The sequence below is a fragment of the Pseudomonas sp. EL_65y_Pfl2_R96 genome (assembly GCF_963970905.1).
In the GTDB taxonomy this organism is placed as follows: Bacteria; Pseudomonadota; Gammaproteobacteria; order Pseudomonadales; family Pseudomonadaceae; genus Aquipseudomonas.
The window spans coordinates 21,174-40,442 of record NZ_CAXAQH010000025.1 but is presented as its reverse complement, the minus strand read 5'-3'; the positions used below and the strand labels follow the sequence as shown (position 1 = coordinate 40,442).

The 19,269-nt window shown below is 53.8% G+C and carries 14 protein-coding genes and 1 pseudogene; 7 read left to right on the top strand and 8 right to left on the bottom strand.

All coding sequences use genetic code 11. The features are described 5' to 3' along the window. Positions 1 to 34: 34 nt before the first annotated feature. Positions 35 to 754, bottom strand: coding sequence for a 3'-5' exonuclease (locus AACY49_RS22100; protein WP_339526415.1), 720 nt, complete (start codon positions 752 to 754; stop codon positions 35 to 37). Next, positions 751 to 2,631 carry a DUF294 nucleotidyltransferase-like domain-containing protein gene (locus tag AACY49_RS22095; protein WP_339526413.1) on the bottom strand — a complete coding sequence of 627 codons (1,881 nt, stop codon included), beginning with the start codon at positions 2,629 to 2,631 and terminating at the stop codon, positions 751 to 753. Before AACY49_RS22095 ends, AACY49_RS22100 begins: the two co-directional genes overlap by 4 nt. 459 nt (positions 2,632 to 3,090) lie before the next feature. Here AACY49_RS22095 and AACY49_RS22090 point away from each other — a divergent pair, with 459 nt between their 5' ends. After that, a complete protein-coding gene (locus AACY49_RS22090; protein ID WP_339526411.1) occupies positions 3,091 to 4,332 on the top strand; it encodes a cation:proton antiporter in 1,242 nt (413 codons plus the stop codon). A gap of 268 nt (positions 4,333 to 4,600) precedes the next feature. On the opposite strand, the gene AACY49_RS22085 is transcribed toward AACY49_RS22090, so the two are convergent. The 3 genes from AACY49_RS22085 to AACY49_RS22075 form a co-directional block, all read right to left on the bottom strand. Beyond that, a complete protein-coding gene (locus AACY49_RS22085; protein WP_339526409.1) occupies positions 4,601 to 5,578 on the bottom strand; it encodes a DMT family transporter in 978 nt (325 codons plus the stop codon). Then, positions 5,575 to 6,147: a TetR/AcrR family transcriptional regulator gene (locus AACY49_RS22080; protein ID WP_339526407.1), complete on the bottom strand. Its 573-nt coding sequence runs from the start codon at positions 6,145 to 6,147 to the stop codon at positions 5,575 to 5,577. Before AACY49_RS22080 ends, AACY49_RS22085 begins: the two co-directional genes overlap by 4 nt. A gap of 276 nt (positions 6,148 to 6,423) precedes the next feature. Further along, positions 6,424 to 6,741, bottom strand: a complete 318-nt coding sequence (locus AACY49_RS22075; protein WP_339473614.1) for a transposase — start codon at positions 6,739 to 6,741, stop codon at positions 6,424 to 6,426. 207 nt (positions 6,742 to 6,948) lie between these two features. On the opposite strand from AACY49_RS22075, the gene AACY49_RS22070 reads away from it, so the two are divergent. The 3 genes from AACY49_RS22070 (at position 6,949) to AACY49_RS22060 (ending at position 10,188) form a co-directional block, all read left to right on the top strand. Then, positions 6,949 to 7,191: a hypothetical protein gene (locus AACY49_RS22070; protein ID WP_339526405.1), complete on the top strand. Its 243-nt coding sequence runs from the start codon at positions 6,949 to 6,951 to the stop codon at positions 7,189 to 7,191. Positions 7,192 to 7,837: 646 nt separating this feature from the next. Further along, the gene (locus AACY49_RS22065) at positions 7,838 to 9,325 is read left to right on the top strand and encodes a SulP family inorganic anion transporter (RefSeq protein WP_339526403.1); all 1,488 of its coding nucleotides are present in this window, start codon (positions 7,838 to 7,840) and stop codon (positions 9,323 to 9,325) included. An 11-nt stretch (positions 9,326 to 9,336) separates the two neighbouring features. Continuing rightward, complete coding sequence (locus tag AACY49_RS22060) at positions 9,337 to 10,188, top strand: universal stress protein (RefSeq protein ID WP_339473620.1); 852 nt, start codon at positions 9,337 to 9,339, stop codon at positions 10,186 to 10,188. A gap of 63 nt (positions 10,189 to 10,251) precedes the next feature. On the opposite strand, the gene nhaA is transcribed toward AACY49_RS22060, so the two are convergent. Continuing rightward, positions 10,252 to 11,448, bottom strand: coding sequence for a Na+/H+ antiporter NhaA (gene nhaA, locus AACY49_RS22055; RefSeq protein ID WP_339473621.1), 1,197 nt, complete (start codon positions 11,446 to 11,448; stop codon positions 10,252 to 10,254). A 292-nt stretch (positions 11,449 to 11,740) separates the two neighbouring features. Here nhaA and AACY49_RS22050 point away from each other — a divergent pair, with 292 nt between their 5' ends. The 3 genes and pseudogenes from AACY49_RS22050 (at position 11,741) to AACY49_RS22040 (ending at position 17,644) form a co-directional block, all read left to right on the top strand. Continuing rightward, positions 11,741 to 13,951, top strand: a complete 2,211-nt coding sequence (locus AACY49_RS22050; RefSeq protein ID WP_339526401.1) for an LTA synthase family protein — start codon at positions 11,741 to 11,743, stop codon at positions 13,949 to 13,951. Positions 13,952 to 14,346: 395 nt separating this feature from the next. After that, positions 14,347 to 17,078: pseudogene (locus tag AACY49_RS22045) on the top strand (cation-transporting P-type ATPase). Between the two features lie 131 nt (positions 17,079 to 17,209). Continuing rightward, positions 17,210 to 17,644, top strand: a complete 435-nt coding sequence (locus tag AACY49_RS22040; RefSeq protein WP_339526399.1) for a universal stress protein — start codon at positions 17,210 to 17,212, stop codon at positions 17,642 to 17,644. 462 nt (positions 17,645 to 18,106) lie between these two features. Here the strand turns inward: AACY49_RS22040 and AACY49_RS22035 are convergent, their stop codons facing one another. Both AACY49_RS22035 and AACY49_RS22030 read right to left on the bottom strand, forming a co-directional pair. Beyond that, positions 18,107 to 18,667 (bottom strand): lipocalin family protein, encoded by a 561-nt coding sequence (locus AACY49_RS22035; protein WP_339526397.1) that lies wholly within the window; start codon positions 18,665 to 18,667, stop codon positions 18,107 to 18,109. A 155-nt stretch (positions 18,668 to 18,822) separates the two neighbouring features. Then, positions 18,823 to 19,143: a DUF1109 domain-containing protein gene (locus AACY49_RS22030; RefSeq protein ID WP_445262660.1), complete on the bottom strand. Its 321-nt coding sequence runs from the start codon at positions 19,141 to 19,143 to the stop codon at positions 18,823 to 18,825. Between the last annotated feature and the right edge of the window lie 126 nt (positions 19,144 to 19,269).

Below are 19,269 nucleotides of genomic sequence, written 5' to 3'. Positions count from 1 at the left end.
ATTCTCGGGCGAACCCGCTTCCAGTGCAGGGCAATCAGTCCCATAGCGCGCCAATAGGTGAGGCTGATGAATAATGAGTAGCTATCTGCGCTTGTAGCAGCTCAGCGGTAGCGAGGGCATCGGTTAACGCATGATGCCCTTGATAGGCTGGAAGGTTATAGCGCGTGCGGCTGTCGGCCAATCGTATGGATGTCTGCGGGCGGCGCATGAGCCTGGCAACCCAACCTTGCTTTTGCCGATGCATCCTGGCTTCCAATTGCATCGTGTCTACGACCGGAAACCTCAGGCCTTCTCCGAGGTGCCTCCGCAGTGCTGCATCTAGGAACTCACGCTCGATATTGCGGTAATGGACGACGACCACTTTGCCTGCCATGGCGTCCAGAAGTGGCTCCAGCACTTCCGGAAGCGAGGGAGCATTCAAAATCTCAGCATGGGTAATGTGGTGAAAGGTCACCGACTTTTCATTCAGTTCTGATGATGGGTTTAGCACCCAATACGCCGCCTTGCTGCAATAAATGCGCTCTAAGGTGAACGGCACTAAACCAATGCTAACAATACTATGAGCCTGTGCATTGAGCCCGGTTGTCTCCACGTCCATCGCAAGAAATTGCACGTTTTCAATCAGAGTCTGTGGTGAGACGACGCCCGCCTGATAAAACTTTCGCAAGTAAGAATTAGCCGACTTCTGCGCCAACTCGCGGAACACTTCTGGCCAGTTTCCCGGGTGATCTGGCTCCGCCTTGGCATCATTCATTTTGAGACACGACTCTTTGGCGGGTAGCGGAACCGCAGGAAATTCTGGCCGTTACTCAACACCTTGAAGGCCTCTTTGAGATTGTGCCGCTCGCTATTGGAGAAGCGCTCAGGCTCGATATAGTTATTGGGCGCTTCTCCCTGCTCCAGCGCCTCTACCTGATGCCGGATCCTCACCATAGAGAGTAACTCAAGAGCATAGCGCAAGTGCTTCAATGCTTCGGGCGGCATGATGTTAGAGCTAGCGATTGCATCGATACGGTCAAACGAGTTCTGCGCAGTACTGCCGCAAGCAAGAGCATGGATGCGAATAAGGTCGGTGAGTGGTGCCGTACCGCGACCTTTAAGATTGATGATTCTTTTCTGTTGTCCATCTGTCTCGACGACAAAGGTACGAAAAAATCCTAGGGGCGGTGTCCGGTTCAGTGCAATCCTCGCCATGGCACTGAGAAATCCGGGGTGGGAACTGGATTTGCGAGCGCATAGAACTTTGAGTTCTTGCACTAGCGAGAGCTGGCCGAATACGCCATCCAAATCGAAAAAGATGCAGCTATTTAGCAAAGTTGTCGGGTTTGGTTTTTCGATCCACTGATCAAAATAGCTGTGCCACACCCTCAAAGGTTGTCGCCATTGATCGTTGGTCGCCATGACTCCGCCCTTACAGTAGCTGTACCCACACGCGGCGAGGCCATCGCTGACAAAGGTTGCCAAACTACGAAAATATGCGTCATGCAAGGAGGGATCGAATCGATCATCCAGCACTAAGGCGTTATCTTGATCGCTTACTAGCAGTTGCTCATCGCGCGCCATGGAGCCTAGAACCATGAAGCAGTAAGGTACTGGAGGTGGGCCCAGTTTTTCTTCTGCAAGCTCCAGCAGACGCTGCGTGAAAGCTCTGCCGATACCTGAGATAGCGCTACCGATCATGTGCGCGGTCGCGCCATCCTTCACCATCCGGATGTACGTTCCACGCAGGTCTCGTAAAAGCGACTTTAGACCGTCGACCGACGTCTGGTTAGATATTCTGTTGACCAGGTACAGGCTACTATGGGATTCGTACCGAATAATATCTGAGAGGTTGATTACGCCAATCGGGCGCCCATGATTGAGAACGGGCAAGTGATGGATGTTGCGGCGCAGCATGACTAGCATCGCTTCAAAACCTGAGTCATCAGCATTTATGGCGACAGGATCTGTCGTCATGATGTCGCTGATGAGCGTTTTGTCGGCGTTCTTCCCGGCAGCGACGACCCGGGTGCGAAGATCTCTGTCGGTCACAATCCCCTGGGTCTCTCCTGCCTGCAGTCCCGATGGCGACATGACCACGACACAAGCAACGCGTTGCTCAGTCATCAGCCTTGCAGCCTCGCCAACAGTAGTATCTGACGTCACCCACACCAAGGAGCGTGATAGCAAGGCTCGGCATTTGAGCTGGATCAGTTCGCTCGCCCGCCCCTGCGCCTCGACTGCGGACTTGAGCCTGGAGTGCCCTTCAGCTTCAACGAAATCCGCAAAGGCGTCATGCTGTGCGCACAGATCGGCGAATACGTCGGCGGGGATGTAGTAAATCAGACTGTCTTCAAGTGCTCTCGCAGGAAAACGAACTTTGTTGCTGCGCAAGAGCCCTGCCTGGCCAAAGATATCGCCTTCGACAAGCCGGTTGTAAAGCTCGCCGCTGCGTCGATAAATCTCCACTGCGCCGCTGCGCACATAGTGCAAATCCTGGATAACGGCACCCGCTTCCAGGATGTCGCTACCGGCCTTGAAGTAACGCACATCAACTCGCCGAGCCATAGCATCTACCGACTCCCTGGGCAGTTGATCAAACGGGGAAAAACGATAGAGATGGTCGCTGATCTCCTGCATCTCGGCTTGCATGGAACCTCGGTATGCTGGAAGGAAAAAATCGCCAAAAGGCGTATGTTGAAATTTGCTGCTCGCCCCAAAAGCCTATCAGATACTTTCTATCGGATTATAGGATTAAGGCAATTCAAGCCGAGTGGGCGGCAGCGGCCTTCGCAAAATACGGTATCCATCCGCTCATAACAGTGGGCTATCGATTTGAGTGAAAGTTCTGTAACCATCGTGGTTAGCAGTCGAATGACTCAGCGTATCGCGCATGCCCCCCTCCTCTGCCGCCACACACAAATGGCATGGGCCATATCTTTGGTTGTGATACTGATGCGCCGATGGTGTCCAACCTACCGTCAGGGCAGCGCGACCAACCGGCAAATGTTGCACTCTCAGGCATTATTGCTTTCAAACTGAATGGCGGGCCTCGCCGCAGAGCGCATCCTTATCATTAACTATCGCACAAACCCCGGAGCTAACCGTTGAATGCTAGACATTATTGCGATATTTCTAAGTGTCACAGCCCTACTTGCCTACGTTAACCGACGTTACGTGGGACTTCCTTCCACCATTGGCGTCATGGGTATCGCACTTGGCATATCGCTACTGAATATGGCCGCTGATAGCCTTGGCTTCCATGCCTTGCACACGCTTGAGCAATCGCTGGTGGAATCCATAGATTTCTCCGAATTGCTTATGCAAGGCATGTTGTCGTTACTGCTATTCGCTGGGGCCTTGCACGTCGACTTGTCGCAGTTACGTATCTACAGATGGCAGGTAGCGTCCCTCGCCGCAATAGGCACAACCCTGTCGACGCTATTTATCGGTTTCGGTCTATGGGCGTTATTGTCTTTGACAGATCTCGGTATGCCGCTCGTCTACTGTCTGGTGTTCGGTGCTCTGATCTCGCCAACCGATCCTATCGCTGTGATGGGCATTTTGAAGTCTGCTGGTGCTCCCGATAGCGTTGAACTGGTTATTTCGGGGGAATCTCTATTCAACGATGGAGTCAGCGTAGTCCTGTTTTCTCTCATTTTGGCTATAATCGCCAGCGGTGAAGGCCCATCGGTTGCGGGAGCCGCGCAGTTACTGTTGAAAGAGGCAGGCGGCGGCGCTCTTCTAGGCGCAGTCGTCGGGTACGTCATCTACCGGATGCTCAAAAGTATCGACAGCTATCAAGAGGAAGTCCTCATCACCTTGGCCGCTGTGCTCGGCGCCTATGCCCTCGCAACGCATCTACATGTTTCCGGCCCCATTGCTACGGTAGTAATGGGGCTGATTATTGGCAATCATGGCCGTTCCTATGCAATGTCTGAACAGACCAAGAAAAATCTCGACATGTTTTGGGAATTGATGGACGAAATCCTTAATGCAGTCTTATTTGTCCTGATCGGCCTAGAAGTGGTTCTGATACATTTTTCAAATGCTCTTATCGCCACTGGATTGATGGTCGTGGCTTTAACGTTGCTATCGCGATTGCTGACGGTCGGTGTTCCTATCGCTGTCTTGGGTAAACGCTTTCGGCTTCCTAAAGGTGCTTGGAGCGTAATGACCTGGGGTGGCCTACGAGGAGGAATTTCAGTGGCCCTCGCTTTATCGCTTCCGCCGAGCGAGGCACGCGATACAGTGGTTTCCCTAACCTACATAATCGTAGTGTTCTCTATTTTGATCCAAGGTATGACCATTGGGAAACTGGTCAGGAAGGTCATGCCCTGCTCGGGCAGATAATAGTTAATACAACATTGCGATAAAAAGAAATAATACGGCGATAGCTATCTAACGGGATATCGCAGGCAGGCTTATAATGCTCGAGGAGCCGATAGCCCGTAAGAAGATGGCGAACACACCTTCCGGCCAGGATGAAAATTGCCGTCGCACAAACATGTCCAGATATGAACCGACCACCTAACACAACTTCCCGACCCAAGCACTTAGGCCAATGATGCCGCATCAATCCAAAGTGGAAACCTGAAATGCCCATACCAGCACAGTCGCATTAGTTTTGGCTAAGGTCAGTTATCCCGCCATGCGTCTCGAGGCGTGTTTGCCTGCGATAAAAGGCGTGAATAGCCCAAACAACCCCTACGAATAGCAACCCAGTTCCAAGCGCTTCCATAGGAGAGGGCCAGCGTTGGTTGATGAGCAGGCCCATCGTAGTTGCATAAATGGTTCCGCTGGCGATCAATTGCCCGCTTAGAGCCAGAGGTAGACGCCGAGTTGCGACTGACCACGCCCAGGCACCTGCAAGGGTGGCCCCTAACCCCTGAATTAACCCACAGACTATTAGCGCCTGAGTACCTGTTAACCCGCTCGGATGGCTAGCGAAGTGGGACAGTTTCAAGTACAGCCCAACTGGGATGAAGGCCAGCATTTCGACGCTGCACATGAAGATCAGCATGGCTGACCACAGCATGGGGGACATGCTTGGGCGTTGAGCCAAAGCACTTTCATTTAACAATCCAAAACCAGTCCAAAATCCAATTGCCATTAACGATGCGAGCAGCCCAAGCAATATCGAAGCTGTCGGGAGCACTGAAGTTGCACGGCTAAAATCAAACACGCTCAGATTGACCAAACCTATGCCCAAGGCCGCCACCACCAGCGGCCCGGCAATAGCGCGCCAGGGCACGCTGGAGCTTCTCATGTTGCCGGCGATCGCAAGCACAATCGGTACTGACCCCATCATTACCGGAGGGATCACCGGCCCAGCTGCCAAGACCGCAGAGGTGATCAGGAAGAAGTAGCCGATGTATCCCACGAAGCCCAGCAGTGCGGCACAGGCCCAGTCGCTCAGTCGCAATTGCCGAACTTCGCTGCGGTAAACAAACAGCACAAGCAGGCTACCCAAACCGGCAAAGGCATAGCTCACCACAGCCAGATCAAAAAGGCTGTAATCGCCGACCAACCCCGGAAAGATGTAGAGCAGCGACCAGGAAAAAGTGGCGGCAATGGCCGCTAATAAGCCTAGGGTCATACGCTCTGCTCCTGCTGGCCCTGCTTCCGGATCCAGCAATGAGCTACGTGTCGGGCAGTGTCGAATACCCGCACGTCCTGGCCCATGGCGCCGCTTACAAAACTGCCCTCCAGTAAGATAAACAGCCCCTCAGCAACTACGTCAGGGTCACTTATACCGGCGCTCACGGCCAAGGCATTAAGATTGTCGCGTATCCCTTGCTTATGCCTGCTCACTGCCAAATGCACAGGGTGGCTAAACTGGGGGAATTCAGCCGCACTGTTGACGAACAGGCACCCGCGTTCGCTGTCTTGCAAAAGAAAGCGTTGATACAAATCGAAAAAAGCGAGCATGCCACTGACCGGGTCAGGATGCCCTGCCAAGGTGCGCTCTACCTCTTCACGCCAGCGTCGGTCGCGCTCCTCAAGGCAAGCCACTATCAGCGCATCCTTGGAGGGGAAATGGCTGTATAGCGTCATCTTGGTAACACCCGCCATCGCGGCGAGGGTCATCACACCAGTAATGTATATACCTTGTGACAGAAAAAGCTTCAGTGCGGAGTCAATCAAGCGCTCACGGGTATTGTCCATTTAAGGCACTCCGGCAAAGATACGGAGTTGACTATACTGACCGGTAAGATTTGGGCGCATCCAAATACGACCTGAATCATGGCTTCTACGACACCAGCCGCAACATGCTAACGCGGCAGCAAATCGTAGGATTTGGCCAATCAGGACGTTCGTTACGCTAGCTAAGCACAGTACGGCTTCGCCGCACCGAACACCGCAATCACTCTGGCCAACGCGGTCTCTGTACCGGCGCGCATACCATGGACTCAGTGGCGAGCCAGATAGCTTCAATGCGAATCATTGAGCAACCTCACGGATAAAACGCGCACAGCCATCCGGGTTGGAGGCTGGCCATTTCACCGTGATGGATTTATCGCCCAGCGATAGCGAAATGACAGCCATGTCTTCCTTGGCCCGCTTGGGCGTGGTTTTCAGAGGCACGAATGCGGGCAGTACTGCGGGTGGTTGATCTCGGTAAATCGGCAACCATTTGCGGATGACGTTGGCATTGATGCCGTGGTTGATGGCAACGCTGGAGACCGTCGCTCCAGGTTTCAGGCATTTCTGGACGACCTGGGTTTTGAACGGTTTGGGATAAGAGCTTCGTTGGCGCATGGAAATCCTGTCAATAAGGGCAATCGCGTCCGCTCAATACGCGGACACCATCGTCCTTAAACCTGGAGTTCGGAAGGTGTGTTCGCCGGCCCCTTACAACAAATCGCCTAGCCTCTACGCTGGAAGCAGCATGAGCCCCGTGAGGCGCCGGGCTTTTCGTTCTCATCAACTTCTTCGACTATGCTTTACTCTCTATGGAGGAAAACCATGTCTCTGCCTGACGACCCTACCCCTGCACTGCTCAGCCGCCTAAACCAAAACATCACAGCGCTCAAGTGTGCGATTGAAGAGATAAGTACTTGGATCGATCAGCAAGGTTCTAAAGTCATATCCGACCGAATCAATGAGCAGATGAGGGTGCTGGAAGGTAACAATGACGCCGTTGCAGAATTGTTGGTTGACCTAATCGCCAGATGGACGCCTGAGGAAGAGAAAGATCCAGAAGATTGAACCTGGCCGAGCGCCGCGCTATCCGCTTCCGACTTGCGCGTGGGAATACTCAATCTACAATGACCTCAGCTGATGGATCGGCGCCCCCTTTGTGAAAAAAGCAGCCCGCCTCCGTGCGGGCTTTTCCGATTCTGCTCTACAGCCACATTTGCCTGATGTGTGGAGGCTCCACTCCGAATCACACTGATCAAATTTGACCAGAAAAATAAAAAACCCGGCACTTGGCCGGGTTTTTACCTGCGCTTCTCAACTACGCAGTTCCCAACTGAGAGGGATGGAGAACTGACAAAAGAAGCGCAGGCGAGTGATATTGCCAAAAGACCTTTCTCAAAGCAATCCGCCCAAAGTGAGGTGGCGGGTCGCAATCGACGATAGCTTGACTGTATACTTCCCGCTCAGCCTGCCCCCTTGAGCTACAAGAACACCAGCATGACTGTACTCCAAATAATTTACTGGCAGCCTACGCCGCCTTAGCACTACGCCCCCTCGCAACACCTTGCTTCCGCTAGCTTCGCTCGCGGACGCGCACTGCTGTACGCCTGGTTTTACACCTTAAGCACACAGCAAAAATTCTCAAAATTTGAATTTGTATCGATTCGTTCGCCATCCATTTGGCGTGCGCGATGCTTTGCCTTGGATATTTTCTATGCTGCAAAAACTCAGACAAACGTGGTTTTCCAACGTCCGTGGAGATGTGCTCGCGGGGCTCGTGGTCGCACTCGCGCTGATCCCGGAAGCCATCGCTTTTTCCATCATCGCCGGTGTCGACCCCAAGGTCGGTCTTTATGCCTCCTTCTGTATCTGTGCTGTTATCGCATTTGTCGGCGGTCGTCCTGGCATGATCTCAGCGGCAACTGGTGCCATGGCACTGCTCATGGTCACCTTGGTAAAAGATCACGGGCTTCAGTATCTGCTAGCAGCCACCTTACTCTGTGGGGTACTCCAAATCCTCGCTGGCTTCCTGAAGCTGGGCTCACTGATGCGCTTTGTTTCACGTTCGGTGGTCACAGGCTTTGTGAATGCATTGGCAATTCTGATTTTCATGGCGCAGTTGCCTGAACTGACCAACGTGACCTGGCACGTCTATGCCATGACAGCAGCGGGCCTCGGAATCATTTACCTGTTCCCGTATGTACCGAAGATCGGCAAGCTGATTCCTTCGCCGCTGGTGTGCATCCTGACCCTGACCGCAATTGCCATTTACCTCGGGCTGGATATCCGCACCGTGGGTGACATGGGCCAACTGCCGGACACACTGCCGATTTTCCTCTGGCCTGAAGTCCCGCTGAACTTTGAAACCCTGTGCATCATCTTCCCGTACTCAGCTGCCTTGGCTGTAGTGGGTCTGCTTGAGTCCATGATGACCGCGACCATCGTCGATGATCTGACCGATACCACCAGCAACAAAAACCGCGAATGTAAGGGCCAGGGTGTCTCTAACATCATTGCCGGTATGCTTGGTGGGATGGCGGGCTGTGCCATGATTGGCCAATCAATCATCAACGTGAAATCCGGTGGCCGCACCCGCCTGTCGACACTTTGCGCCGGCGTCTTCCTGCTACTGCTAATCGTCTTTCTTGGTGAGTGGCTCTCCAAAATTCCCATGGCCGCACTCGTGGCTGTGATGATCATGGTGTCCATCGGCACCTTCAGCTGGGATTCTTTGCGCAACCTCAAGCAGCACCCGCTTTCGACCAACATCGTCATGGTCGCGACTGTTGTGGTCGTCGTCGCAACACACAACCTGGCCTACGGCGTATTGGTAGGCGTGCTTCTGGCATCACTGTTCTTTGCGAACAAGGTCGGACATTACCTAAATATCAAGAGCACTCTAGAAGAGGCGGAATCGCATCGGACTTACCACGTCGTGGGCCAGGTGTTCTTTAGCTCTGCAGACAAGTTCACTGAAGTTTTTGACTTCAAGGAAGCGCTCAACAAGGTCACCATCGATCTCACGCAGGCGCATTTCTGGGATATCACTGCCGTCGTAGCGCTGGACAAAGTGGTTATCAAATTCCGTCGCGAGGGTGCTGAGGTTGAAGTGTTAGGCCTTAATGAGGCCAGCGCCACTATCGTTGACCGCTTTGGCGTGCATGACAAACCTGACGCCATCGACAAGCTCATGAGCCACTAAGGAGATCAACAATGACTCACGTAATGGCATGCATTGATAACTCAAAGTTCTCACTGGCGGTCTGCGACTACGCAGCATGGGCGTCACAACAATTAGATGCGCCCCTTACTTTGCTACATGTCTTGGATGAAGAGAAATACCCGGCAGCAGCTGACCTGAGTGGAAATATTGGCCTCGGAAGTCGAGAGCATCTGCTGGAGGAACTGGCTACGTTGGATGCCCATCGTGCCAGAATCGCTCTGGAGCAGGGAAAGCATATGCTTGAAGCCGCCAGGGAGCGAACTGTCATCTCCGGTGCTGGCTTTCCTGAGTTGAAGCAGCGCCACGGCCACTTAGTAGAAAGTCTGAGCGACCTTCAGGAGGATATTCGGCTATTGGTGATCGGAAGAGTGGGAGAAGACAGCACACGCAGTACGCGCACCCTTGGTAGCCAGATAGAAGCTGTCGTGCGGACAATTCGCCGGCCCATCTTGATCACAGCCAACTGCTATAAAAAGCCCGAAAAAGTGATGCTCGCATTTGACGGCAGCCCTACGGCCTACAAAACCGTCCAAATGCTCGCCGCCAGCCGGCTTTGCGAAGGTTTACCCATTCATCTTGTTATGGTCGATGCAGACTCGGAAAGCAATCGAGAGGCGCTGGAGAAAGCACGAGGCATGCTTCTTTCTTCAGGCTTCGTAGTCCAAGCTGAAATACGACAAGGTGAGGTGGAGGCGGCCCTGCACGTTTATCAAGCAGAGCACGGAATTGATCTGCTGGTCATGGGCGCCTATGGGCACTCACGCATCCGACAGTTCCTGGTGGGTAGCACGACTACGACGATGCTTCGAACAGCCAGCATGCCTGTCTTGTTGCTTCGCTAACGCAGGTTTCTAAACCACAGTATTTCTATGCTTCGAGAAATACTGTGGTTATCTCAAGCGAGATTATTTGGCTATGGCAGCACTTGCTAAAACGCTGCTGCAGCGCAGCACCAGAACACCACCAATTGCAGCCAGAATCGAACCGATCAACACTCCGACTTTGACTTCATCGATCAAAAGAGCTGATCCGGCGAACGCCAGATTGCCAATGAATAGGCTCATAGTGAAGCCAATGCCGCATAACAGTGCTACGCCGTAGAGCTGTACCCAGGTACTTCCTTCCGGCAACTTGGCCAAGCCCATGCGAATGGCCAGAGCAGCCAATAGGAAAATACCGACCTGCTTGCCCACCAACAGACCCAGAGCGACACCCAGTGGAACCGGATCGACCAGGTTCTCCATCGAAATACCGGCCAATGAAACACCCGCGTTGGCGAAACCAAAAATCGGCACCACAGCGAAAGCTACCCACATGTGCAGCTTCTCTTCCAGGAAAAGCAGCGGAGATTGGGCTTCCTCTTCTGGCTTGCCCATGGGGATGCACAGCGCCACAGCGACACCGGCCAGCGTGGCATGGACACCCGATTGCAGCACGAAGAACCACAACACGCCCCCGACCAGGAGATACGGGAACAAACGCCTTACGCCCAATTGATTCATTGCGATCAGAATGACCAGGGTCGCAAGCGAGGCCAGCAACATCGGCATGGAAAGGCCCGACGTATAGAAAAAGGCGATGATCACCACCGCGCCCAGATCGTCAATGATCGCCAAGGCAGCCAGAAACACTTTCAGCGAAGTCGGGACTCGCTTACCCAGCAACGACAAAACACCTAAGGCGAATGCGATGTCAGTAGCGGCCGGGATCGCCCACCCCCCCAAGGTCTCAGGATTACCCCAGTTGATTGCGATGTAGATCAGCGCAGGAACAACCATGCCGCCCAAAGCACCAAATCCAGGTAAGGCTCGCTGCCCCCACGTGGAAAGCCCACCGGCCAGCACCTCTCGTTTGATTTCTAGACCGACCATCAGAAAGAAGATCGCCATCAGACCATCATTCACCCAATGCTCTACAGACATGCCCATCCAAACGCTGTGCAAGGCTGCAAAGTAACTCTGGGATAGAGGTGAGTTAGCAACAATCAGAGCGGCCAGAGCTGCACCCATCAACACGAGACCGCCAGCGGATTCCGACGACAGGAAGCGAGCCAGAATCGCGGCTGCTCTAGGGGTTTCGGCTTTAGCTTGATGCTTGGTCATCAACGTCCTTGGTATCACTTAAAAGGTAATAGATTAACATCTGGCCCACACGAGTGGCGGCGTTAAATAGCCTGAAACAGTTCATGTTCAAGGCCATAAGGGGCATTAATGCTGTTCCTTCATCACTCTGGAATGGGGGGTTAGACCAGAACCTATTGGCACGCGAAACAATATACATGCCGATCATCGGCTCCATACCCCATGTCCTTTTCGAATAATCCGATCAGTCTTCGCATCGCTTGATACCATCCAGCACACTTGTATGAAGATTTAATGTCTGGAAGGTCTTTTCGTGAACGTTATCCGTCACTGGCTACGACAACCCTACGCACGCCTCACCGCTTTGATTGGATTGGTTCTGCTCGTGCCTTTGTGCCTGCGTGCGGCACTGGGCTGGTCGAATCCACTCGGCTACCTTTCAGATCTGGGGATTGCGAGCCTGCTCATCGTACTCCTGCATCGCCGTCCTTGGTGGCTAGCGCTACCAGTGTTGCTGGTTTGGGGACTGATGACGCTGGCGACTGTCGAACTGGTCAGCGCAGTCGGTAGGCTTCCAAACTCCTCAGATTTGCACTACCTGATCGACTCTCAGTTTTTGGAAAACTCTACCGATGGTGGTTTCGCCCAGCCTTGGCTAGCCGCCACTCTTTTTCTTGGACTGGTGATTTGGCTGATCACGCAGTATCTGGGACGCTCCACCCCCGCTCCGGGCTTACCACGAAGCGCGTGGGCACCACCACTACTGCTATTGATCGCCCATTGGGGCGCTCAGCACCTGTACCCCTCAGAAGAAGACCAGTGGCGCTTGTTCAACCTCCCGCATCAGTTGCTGGCCGCGAGCGTTGGCGATGTTCAGGCAAGCGCAGAAGAGTGGTTGGAAGGTGATGTTGTCGATGCCCTACCGCAAATGGCGGGGCTCACTCAACTCGATCTGGACGGACAGAAACTGCTCGCGGCACCGGGGCGTGCGCGCAATGTGTTGATCATCGCACTTGAAGGTATTCCCGGCGCCTACGTCGGCGTCAACCGCCAAGCCCTGCACAGCAAGTATCAAGAAAACCTCATGCCCAATCTCAGTCGTTGGGCAGAGCGCGGCATGACTACACCCGACTATGTCCTGCACAGCCATCAAACCATTCGCGGTCTGTACGCGATGCTTTGCGGCGATTACGACAAACTGGACAACGGCACGCCCAAGGGGGTGGAAATGTTGACCCAGAATCAACGCAACCAGGCGTGCCTGCCGGCCCAGTTGTACAACAACGGATTCGCCACGCACTACCTTCAGGGGGCGGGCCTGCGCTTCATGGCCAAAGACAAGATCATGCCGCACATCGGCTTCGATGCTACCCATGGCCTGGAATGGTTCACCAACAGCAACTACCTGGAGTTCCCTTGGGGTAAGGATGACAAGGCCTTCTTTGAAGGGGCGCTGGACTACGTCGGCCAGCTGAAAAAACAAAAAAAACCGTGGATGCTGACGCTACTGACCGTTGGCACTCACCAGCCCTATTCGGCTCCTGAAGACTACCTGCAGCGCTACGACACGCCCAAGCAAGCCGCAGTGGGGTATCTGGATGATGCCCTTGGGCAATTCCTCAGCGGTCTGGAACGTCAGGGCATCTTGAAAGACACTTTGGTGGTGATCACCTCGGACGAATCCCACGGCATCGATGGTGTGCGGCTGGCCTCCTCTTGGGGCTTCAACCTGATGCTGGCCCCCGAGCAGGCGCAGTTGCCCAAGGTGAAGTCCGGGGTCTACGGGCATGTCGACCTGAGCGCCTCAATACTCGACTACTTTGCCTTACCCGTCCCTTCAGCCTTGAGCGGTCGCTCCCTGTTTCGTGACTATGAAACGGGCCGCGAGATCATGTCGTTCACCAACGACAAGCTGCGCTATCACGATGGCCAAGGCACCTTGACCGAGTGTGACTTTCAACAGCGCTGTCGGTATTACGCCAGCGCCGGCTTCATTGCCGAGCGTGCAACCTTGACGGGGCAGTATGGGGGCCTGCGTGCCCGCCAAATCGTAGCCAGAGCGACGGCACTGGATCATTCGCTGCTCCGGACACCGTTGAACCAGCACTACCAATTCGGCAGTCCCGCCATCATCCCGCTTCAGGCGCAGATCAAGGATGACTGGGCCGATAACCTCATTGGCGCGCAGTATCTGGAAATGCCCAAGGGCTCACACACTCGCGTGCGCCTGACCGTGCGCTCGGTAGATCCACAACAGAAAGCCTACATTCTGCTCAAGGCCAAGGAACTGGAGCAGGATGTCCAGTTGGGCCTCCCCGCCGAGATGCTCGTCACTGCAGACCAGCCACTGGAGATGGACTTCAGTTTTGACAATCCGAAGTCGCGTAAGGCGTTTTCGTTCCACTTGTTGGGCTATGGATTGGGTGCCGTTGAAGTGAGCGACTTCAGCGTGATTACCGAGTTGCCAGAAGCACTAGAGGTACTGGATGAGAACCCGGTCGACAGCAGTGCTCAATCAAGCTAGGTGCCGCCGTATGCACTCCTACTTTAAGTGCAACCAATATGCGGACTGTAACGCAATGATTTATCAAAGTATTGCAGTAACTGCATTCCAAACTTTTAACAGATCGAACTTACTAAAAACAATATCAGGGCGCTGACACCATAAATCACAAGAGACTTAGATCGAAGAATAGATTGCTTAGTAAATATCTTGTCACACTACCGACTGCCAACAATTTGATTTAAGTCAATAATTATCAAGCGCTTGGTTGCATAGGTCTTTTAGTTCGTATCAGCTAGATGGCAGAGAGAATGTAAGAACGACGAACGAGCTTTCAGCATTCTGATATAGCCACGCCCGCTCATGACCACCTCAGCCCGTTTCAGTTGAGCTGTGCGCACAGGAGATAATCATTGATGAATCAGGTGGTCGACGCAGCAGCCGAGCAAACACCAATCCCCCCGCATTCCGTGGCCTGGCACTCCCTGCCTGCAGAGCAGGTGACGAACCTGCTTGAGGTCAATGAGCATGTCGGGCTGGACGCCGCCGAAGTTCAAGCCCGGCTTGACCGCACTGGTTTCAATCGCTTGCCAGAGGCAGCACGGCGACCCGCGTGGCTGCGATTCTTGCTGCAATTTCACAACATTCTGATTTACGTGCTTCTAGGATCCGCTGCGATTACCGCGATGCTGCAACATCTGTGGGATACGGTGGTGATTCTGGCGGTGGTCATTGCAAACGCAATCATTGGCTACGTCCAGGAAGGCAAAGCGGAAAAAGCCATGGACGCTATCCGGCAGATGCTGGCACCGCACGCCGCCGTGATTCGCGCAGGCCAACGCTTAAGTATTGTGGGCGAGGAGCTGGTACCGGGCGATATCGTATTGCTGGAGGCGGGAGACAAAGTCCCTGCTGATTTACGCCTGCTGCACGCGAACAGACTACAGATTCAAGAAGCCATTCTTACCGGTGAATCCGTACCAGTAGAGAAACATACCCAACCTGTGGGCCTCGAATCAGCCTTGGGTGATCGTACTTGCATGGCGTTCAGCGGCACACTCGTGACTTGCGGGCAAGCAACAGGGGTTGTCGTTGCTACCGCAGCAGCTGCTGAAATCGGACGCATCAGTACGCTGCTTGCAGGAGTAGAAACGCTGACCACTCCGCTGGTGCAGCAAATGAACGTATTTGCGCGATGGCTGACGATCTTGATCTTGTTAGTCGGCGGCCTTTTACTTGTGTTCGGCCATTATGTCGGGCATTACGCATTCACCGAGATCTTCATGGTCGTGGTGGGGATGTCGGTAGCGGCGATACCTGAAGGGCTGCCAGCCGTCCTTACCATCACGCTGGCTGTCGGAGTACGGGCAATGGCTCGCCGCAACGCCATCGTGCGTCGCCTACCAGCCATCGAAACGCTAGGTTCGGTATCCGTCATCTGCACTGACAAGACCGGCACACTCACCCGCAACGAAATGATGGTGGCATCTGTCGTCACGAACGATCTCGTCTTCAAAGTCGATGGCGCAGGTTATCAGCCTGCAGGAAGCATCAGTCTGGCAGATCAGCTAGTCGATATATCGACTTATCCTGCGTTGGCAGAACTGGGGCGAGCAGCTGGCCTGTGCAACGATGCTGTGCTGCGCCTGCATGATGACTTATGGAAGGTAGAGGGAGACCCGATGGAGGGTGCCTTGCTGGCATTTTCCGCAAAGACCGGAATTGATAGCGATGAAGATCATCGCGTCTGGCCCCGCACCGATGCCATTCCGTTTGACGCGAAACACCGACTTATGGCGACGCTTCATCACAACCACGATCGCCATGCCTCCATCTATGTGAAAGGTGCGCCAGAGCAAATACTGGCCATGAGCACGCAGCGGTCGTAAACGCCGGCGGGACTGAACCGCTCAATGCGGACTACTGGCACGAACAGGCAAACGCCATTGCTGCCAAGGGGCAGCGTGTATTGGCGTTTGCAGTTAGATCAGTTCCTCCCGAGCACACCGTGTTGGAGTTTGGGGACGTACAAGGAAGGTTAACCCTGCTGGGTATGGTCGGACTGATTGACCCGCCTAGACCCGAGACGATAAAAGCAGTTCAACAATGCCAAGCAGCAGGCATTGTCGTAAAAATGATCACTGGCGATCACGGCGGTACCGCCGCCGCTATCGGTCGCCAGATTGGCCTGCAAAATCCCGACAGTGTGTTGACCGGCGTAGACCTCGACGCCATGAACGATGCCGCCCTCAAGGAGGCGGTAAAGGACGTCAATATCTTTGCTCGTACCACCCCCGAACATAAGCTCAGGCTGGTAATGCTGCTGCAATCGAACGGCATGACAGTGGCCATGACCGGCGATGGCGTTAACGACGCACCAGCGCTGAAGCGTGCCGATGCCGGTATCGCCATGGGTGGAAAAGGCAGTGAGGCCGCCAAGGAAGCCGCAGACCTGGTGCTGGCAGATGACAACTTTGCATCCATCGTGGCTGCGGTACGCGAAGGCCGGACAGTCTACGACAACATCAAGAAAGTGCTGAGCTGGACGCTGCCTACCAACGCGGGCGAGACCATGACCATCATCGTCGCGCTGCTACTCGGCATTACGCTGCCGGTGACGCCGATACAGATTCTGTGGATCAATCTGATAACCGCAGTGACGCTCGGCATCGCGCTGGCGTTCGAGCCCACCGAAGAAAACACCATGCGCAGACCGCCTCGTTCACGCAAGGAACCACTCATAAGCGGAGCCTTAGTCTGGCATATGGTGCTTGTTTCTATTCTGTTTCTCTGCGGCGTTTACGGTATTTTTTCGTATGCGCTCGACCGAGGCTACTCGGTGGAGTTGGCCCGAACCATCGCGGTGAACACGTTAGTCGTGATGGAAATATTCCATTTGTTCTTCATTCGTAATCTCTACAGCACATCGCTTACCTGGAAGGGCATTCGTGGCACCAAGGTCGTGTGGATGACCGTCGCCGTGGTGACCTTAGCTCAGTTCGCCATCACCTATGCACCACCGCTGCAAAAGGTGTTTGCCACAGAAGCGATCCCCTTCCTTGATGGCCTGCTGATCATCGGCGTGGGTGTTGCGCTCTTTGCGATCATCGAGATTGAAAAACAAATTCGAATCCGCTTGTCCGAGTAGAACGGGTTGCAAGCTGACCCCATACTCTTGAGGTGCAATCTGTAACTGTTCCCCTTTAGCCCCAAGGTGGTTCACTTGGGGAACGCTTGCTGTACAAGCACCTTCAGGCCACTGAAAAAAAGGATCTGGAAATGCATAAAATTCTTGTTGCTGTCGACGGTTCCGAGCATTCAGAGCGCGCGGTGCGTTACCTCATCGGACTGATCCAGGATGGTGGATTGCTGGGGGGAAGTGTTGAGGTACATCTGGTGAATGTGCAGCCACTTTTACCCACTCGAATCGCACACGACATGAGCGAGGATGAGCGTGATCGTTACTATGGGGATAAAAGTGCTGAGGATTCACAAAAAGCTGAGGTGCTTCTGAAGCAAGAAGGGATTGCATTCGCACTTCATACCTTAAAAGGCGATGCAGCCAGCCAAATTGTGGTGTGTTCGCATTCCCTTGGATGTGACAGCATCATCCTAGGTTCGCATGGCAATGGTTTTTTGGCGGGGATTTTTCTGGGCTCTGTCGCGGCAAAGGTGATTCAGCTCTCGGATTTACCAATCACCTTAGTCAAATAAGAGATCGTGGATGGTTTGATAGCACGGCACCCATAACTGGATTGTCAAAGACAGTTGTTTTGGAAAGGTTTTGATTGAGCCTTGCCCTTTCGCCGACCATGAAGCCCTATGACGAGTGGGGTGTTGATATTTTTTGAATCAAATGCCTTCTCGACAATGATGTGATATCGATTAGCCTAGGATTGCTCCCCAAGAGAAGACCCTCGGCGAATCCAATAATGTTTAGGGCCTTTGTGACCATGTTATCGCGTTGCCTGCGTTATGGGCGGGGTCGCGTCGGCACCCGAAAGGGTGGTCGGCCTTCGTGGTCGGCACTCCAACCTTCGCGGCTTTGCCCACCACTCATTATAGTGATATCGCGCTCAATCAAGCAGTGGCATCATGCCTGGAAATGCTTAAAGCGCCTTGGCTTACTCATGCCCCCTAATGAAAATACCTGAGACTCGTTTAGAGTTATCGAGCCTATTGCTGTGTCATCAGCAGCTGTTCCACCATGAAGCCTTTGTCTTTCAGTCGTTTCAGCAGTGCCGCGTAGGCCTGCGGTTTCACTCGAGTTGTTCGCGACAAAATCCATAAGTATTTGCGAGTCGGCTCGCTGACGGCGACCAATTGGTATTGTTCGTCAATATCAATAATCCAGTAGTCCGCCCATACTGCTGGGAGAAACGACATCCACGCTGGTGCGAAACGCACCTTGAGCCTGGGAGAGTCCGGAGCACCCACTTGCCGACCAGTAGCGAGAGAAAGATGCAATTGGCCATCGCGTAATCGACAACGGTTGACCGCTTGCACCGTACCGTCGACCTGTAGATGGAAATCGGTTCGGGTGAAACCGGCGCACTTTTTCTGAATCCGGTTGGGAGTGCGGGCGATCTCGTACCAGGTACCCATGAGCCGAGGCAGATCGATGCTGGCGACAGGCTGCAACGGCAGACTGGAACTGTCTGCCTGACCGCCGGGAATAGCAAAACTCAATCCAGACCAAAGCAGGCTAGTAAAAAGGTAGAGAACTACTCTGCGCATAGCACTAACGCTCACGGTTGGCGGTCGACGATGCATTCCCCAATGCCATCGGAGAAATCGGGTGTACGGAGATTGGCCTCTCAGCTCAACGATAGGCTATAGCCAGCTCAATCAGAGAAAAACCGGCATCGGGTTCGGCCATGTGAAGCACAGACTTACCAGTGCAGCCAGCTTCGACCGAGTAATGCGCCTAGTACCGTCGGCACCAGCATGCCCAACAAGTACCCCAAAATGGTATCTGCATCTCGGGGGCAGCCAAGGGAGTAAGCAATCGTTGCCATTGAGCCTGCTAGCAGTCCGCCGCAGGCTCCTGAGAGCCTCAGGTTGGTGGGTGCGAGACCGCGTAGCGCCCAAAGCACAGCGATAAACCCCGGAATCGACATCAAGGTAATGTTGAGCGCGCATACCTTCCAGGTTTGGCCGAGAATGATCGCTACGCGGTCGTCAGGTGGGGCTACCAAGAGTACATAGATCATCATGTACATCTAACTCTTAACGCCAGTGCTTTGAGCCCTCAGTGTAGATAGTTGCTGGCAGATAGGATGCAACCTACCATTCCAAATTGCCGAATAAAACTTCTACCCCGCCCGCTACTCTCATTA

What these genes read in the sequence shown, in the direction of transcription:
- AACY49_RS22080 (WP_339526407.1), bottom strand. Translation starts at nt 6,147, where the DNA reads ATGGACAATACCCGTGAGCGCTTGATTGACTCCGCACTGAAGCTTTTT.
- AACY49_RS22030 (WP_445262660.1), bottom strand. Translation starts at nt 19,143, where the DNA reads ATGATCTATGTACTCTTGGTAGCCCCACCTGACGACCGCGTAGCGATC.
- AACY49_RS22095 (WP_339526413.1), bottom strand. Translation starts at nt 2,631, where the DNA reads ATGCAAGCCGAGATGCAGGAGATCAGCGACCATCTCTATCGTTTTTCC.
- AACY49_RS22075 (WP_339473614.1), bottom strand. Translation starts at nt 6,741, where the DNA reads ATGCGCCAACGAAGCTCTTATCCCAAACCGTTCAAAACCCAGGTCGTC.
- AACY49_RS22040 (WP_339526399.1), top strand. Translation starts at nt 17,210, where the DNA reads ATGCATAAAATTCTTGTTGCTGTCGACGGTTCCGAGCATTCAGAGCGC.
- AACY49_RS22090 (WP_339526411.1), top strand. Translation starts at nt 3,091, where the DNA reads ATGCTAGACATTATTGCGATATTTCTAAGTGTCACAGCCCTACTTGCC.
- AACY49_RS22035 (WP_339526397.1), bottom strand. Translation starts at nt 18,667, where the DNA reads ATGCGCAGAGTAGTTCTCTACCTTTTTACTAGCCTGCTTTGGTCTGGA.
- nhaA (WP_339473621.1), bottom strand. Translation starts at nt 11,448, where the DNA reads ATGACCAAGCATCAAGCTAAAGCCGAAACCCCTAGAGCAGCCGCGATT.
- AACY49_RS22085 (WP_339526409.1), bottom strand. Translation starts at nt 5,578, where the DNA reads ATGACCCTAGGCTTATTAGCGGCCATTGCCGCCACTTTTTCCTGGTCG.
- AACY49_RS22070 (WP_339526405.1), top strand. Translation starts at nt 6,949, where the DNA reads ATGTCTCTGCCTGACGACCCTACCCCTGCACTGCTCAGCCGCCTAAAC.
- AACY49_RS22065 (WP_339526403.1), top strand. Translation starts at nt 7,838, where the DNA reads ATGCTGCAAAAACTCAGACAAACGTGGTTTTCCAACGTCCGTGGAGAT.
- AACY49_RS22060 (WP_339473620.1), top strand. Translation starts at nt 9,337, where the DNA reads ATGACTCACGTAATGGCATGCATTGATAACTCAAAGTTCTCACTGGCG.
- AACY49_RS22100 (WP_339526415.1), bottom strand. Translation starts at nt 754, where the DNA reads ATGAATGATGCCAAGGCGGAGCCAGATCACCCGGGAAACTGGCCAGAA.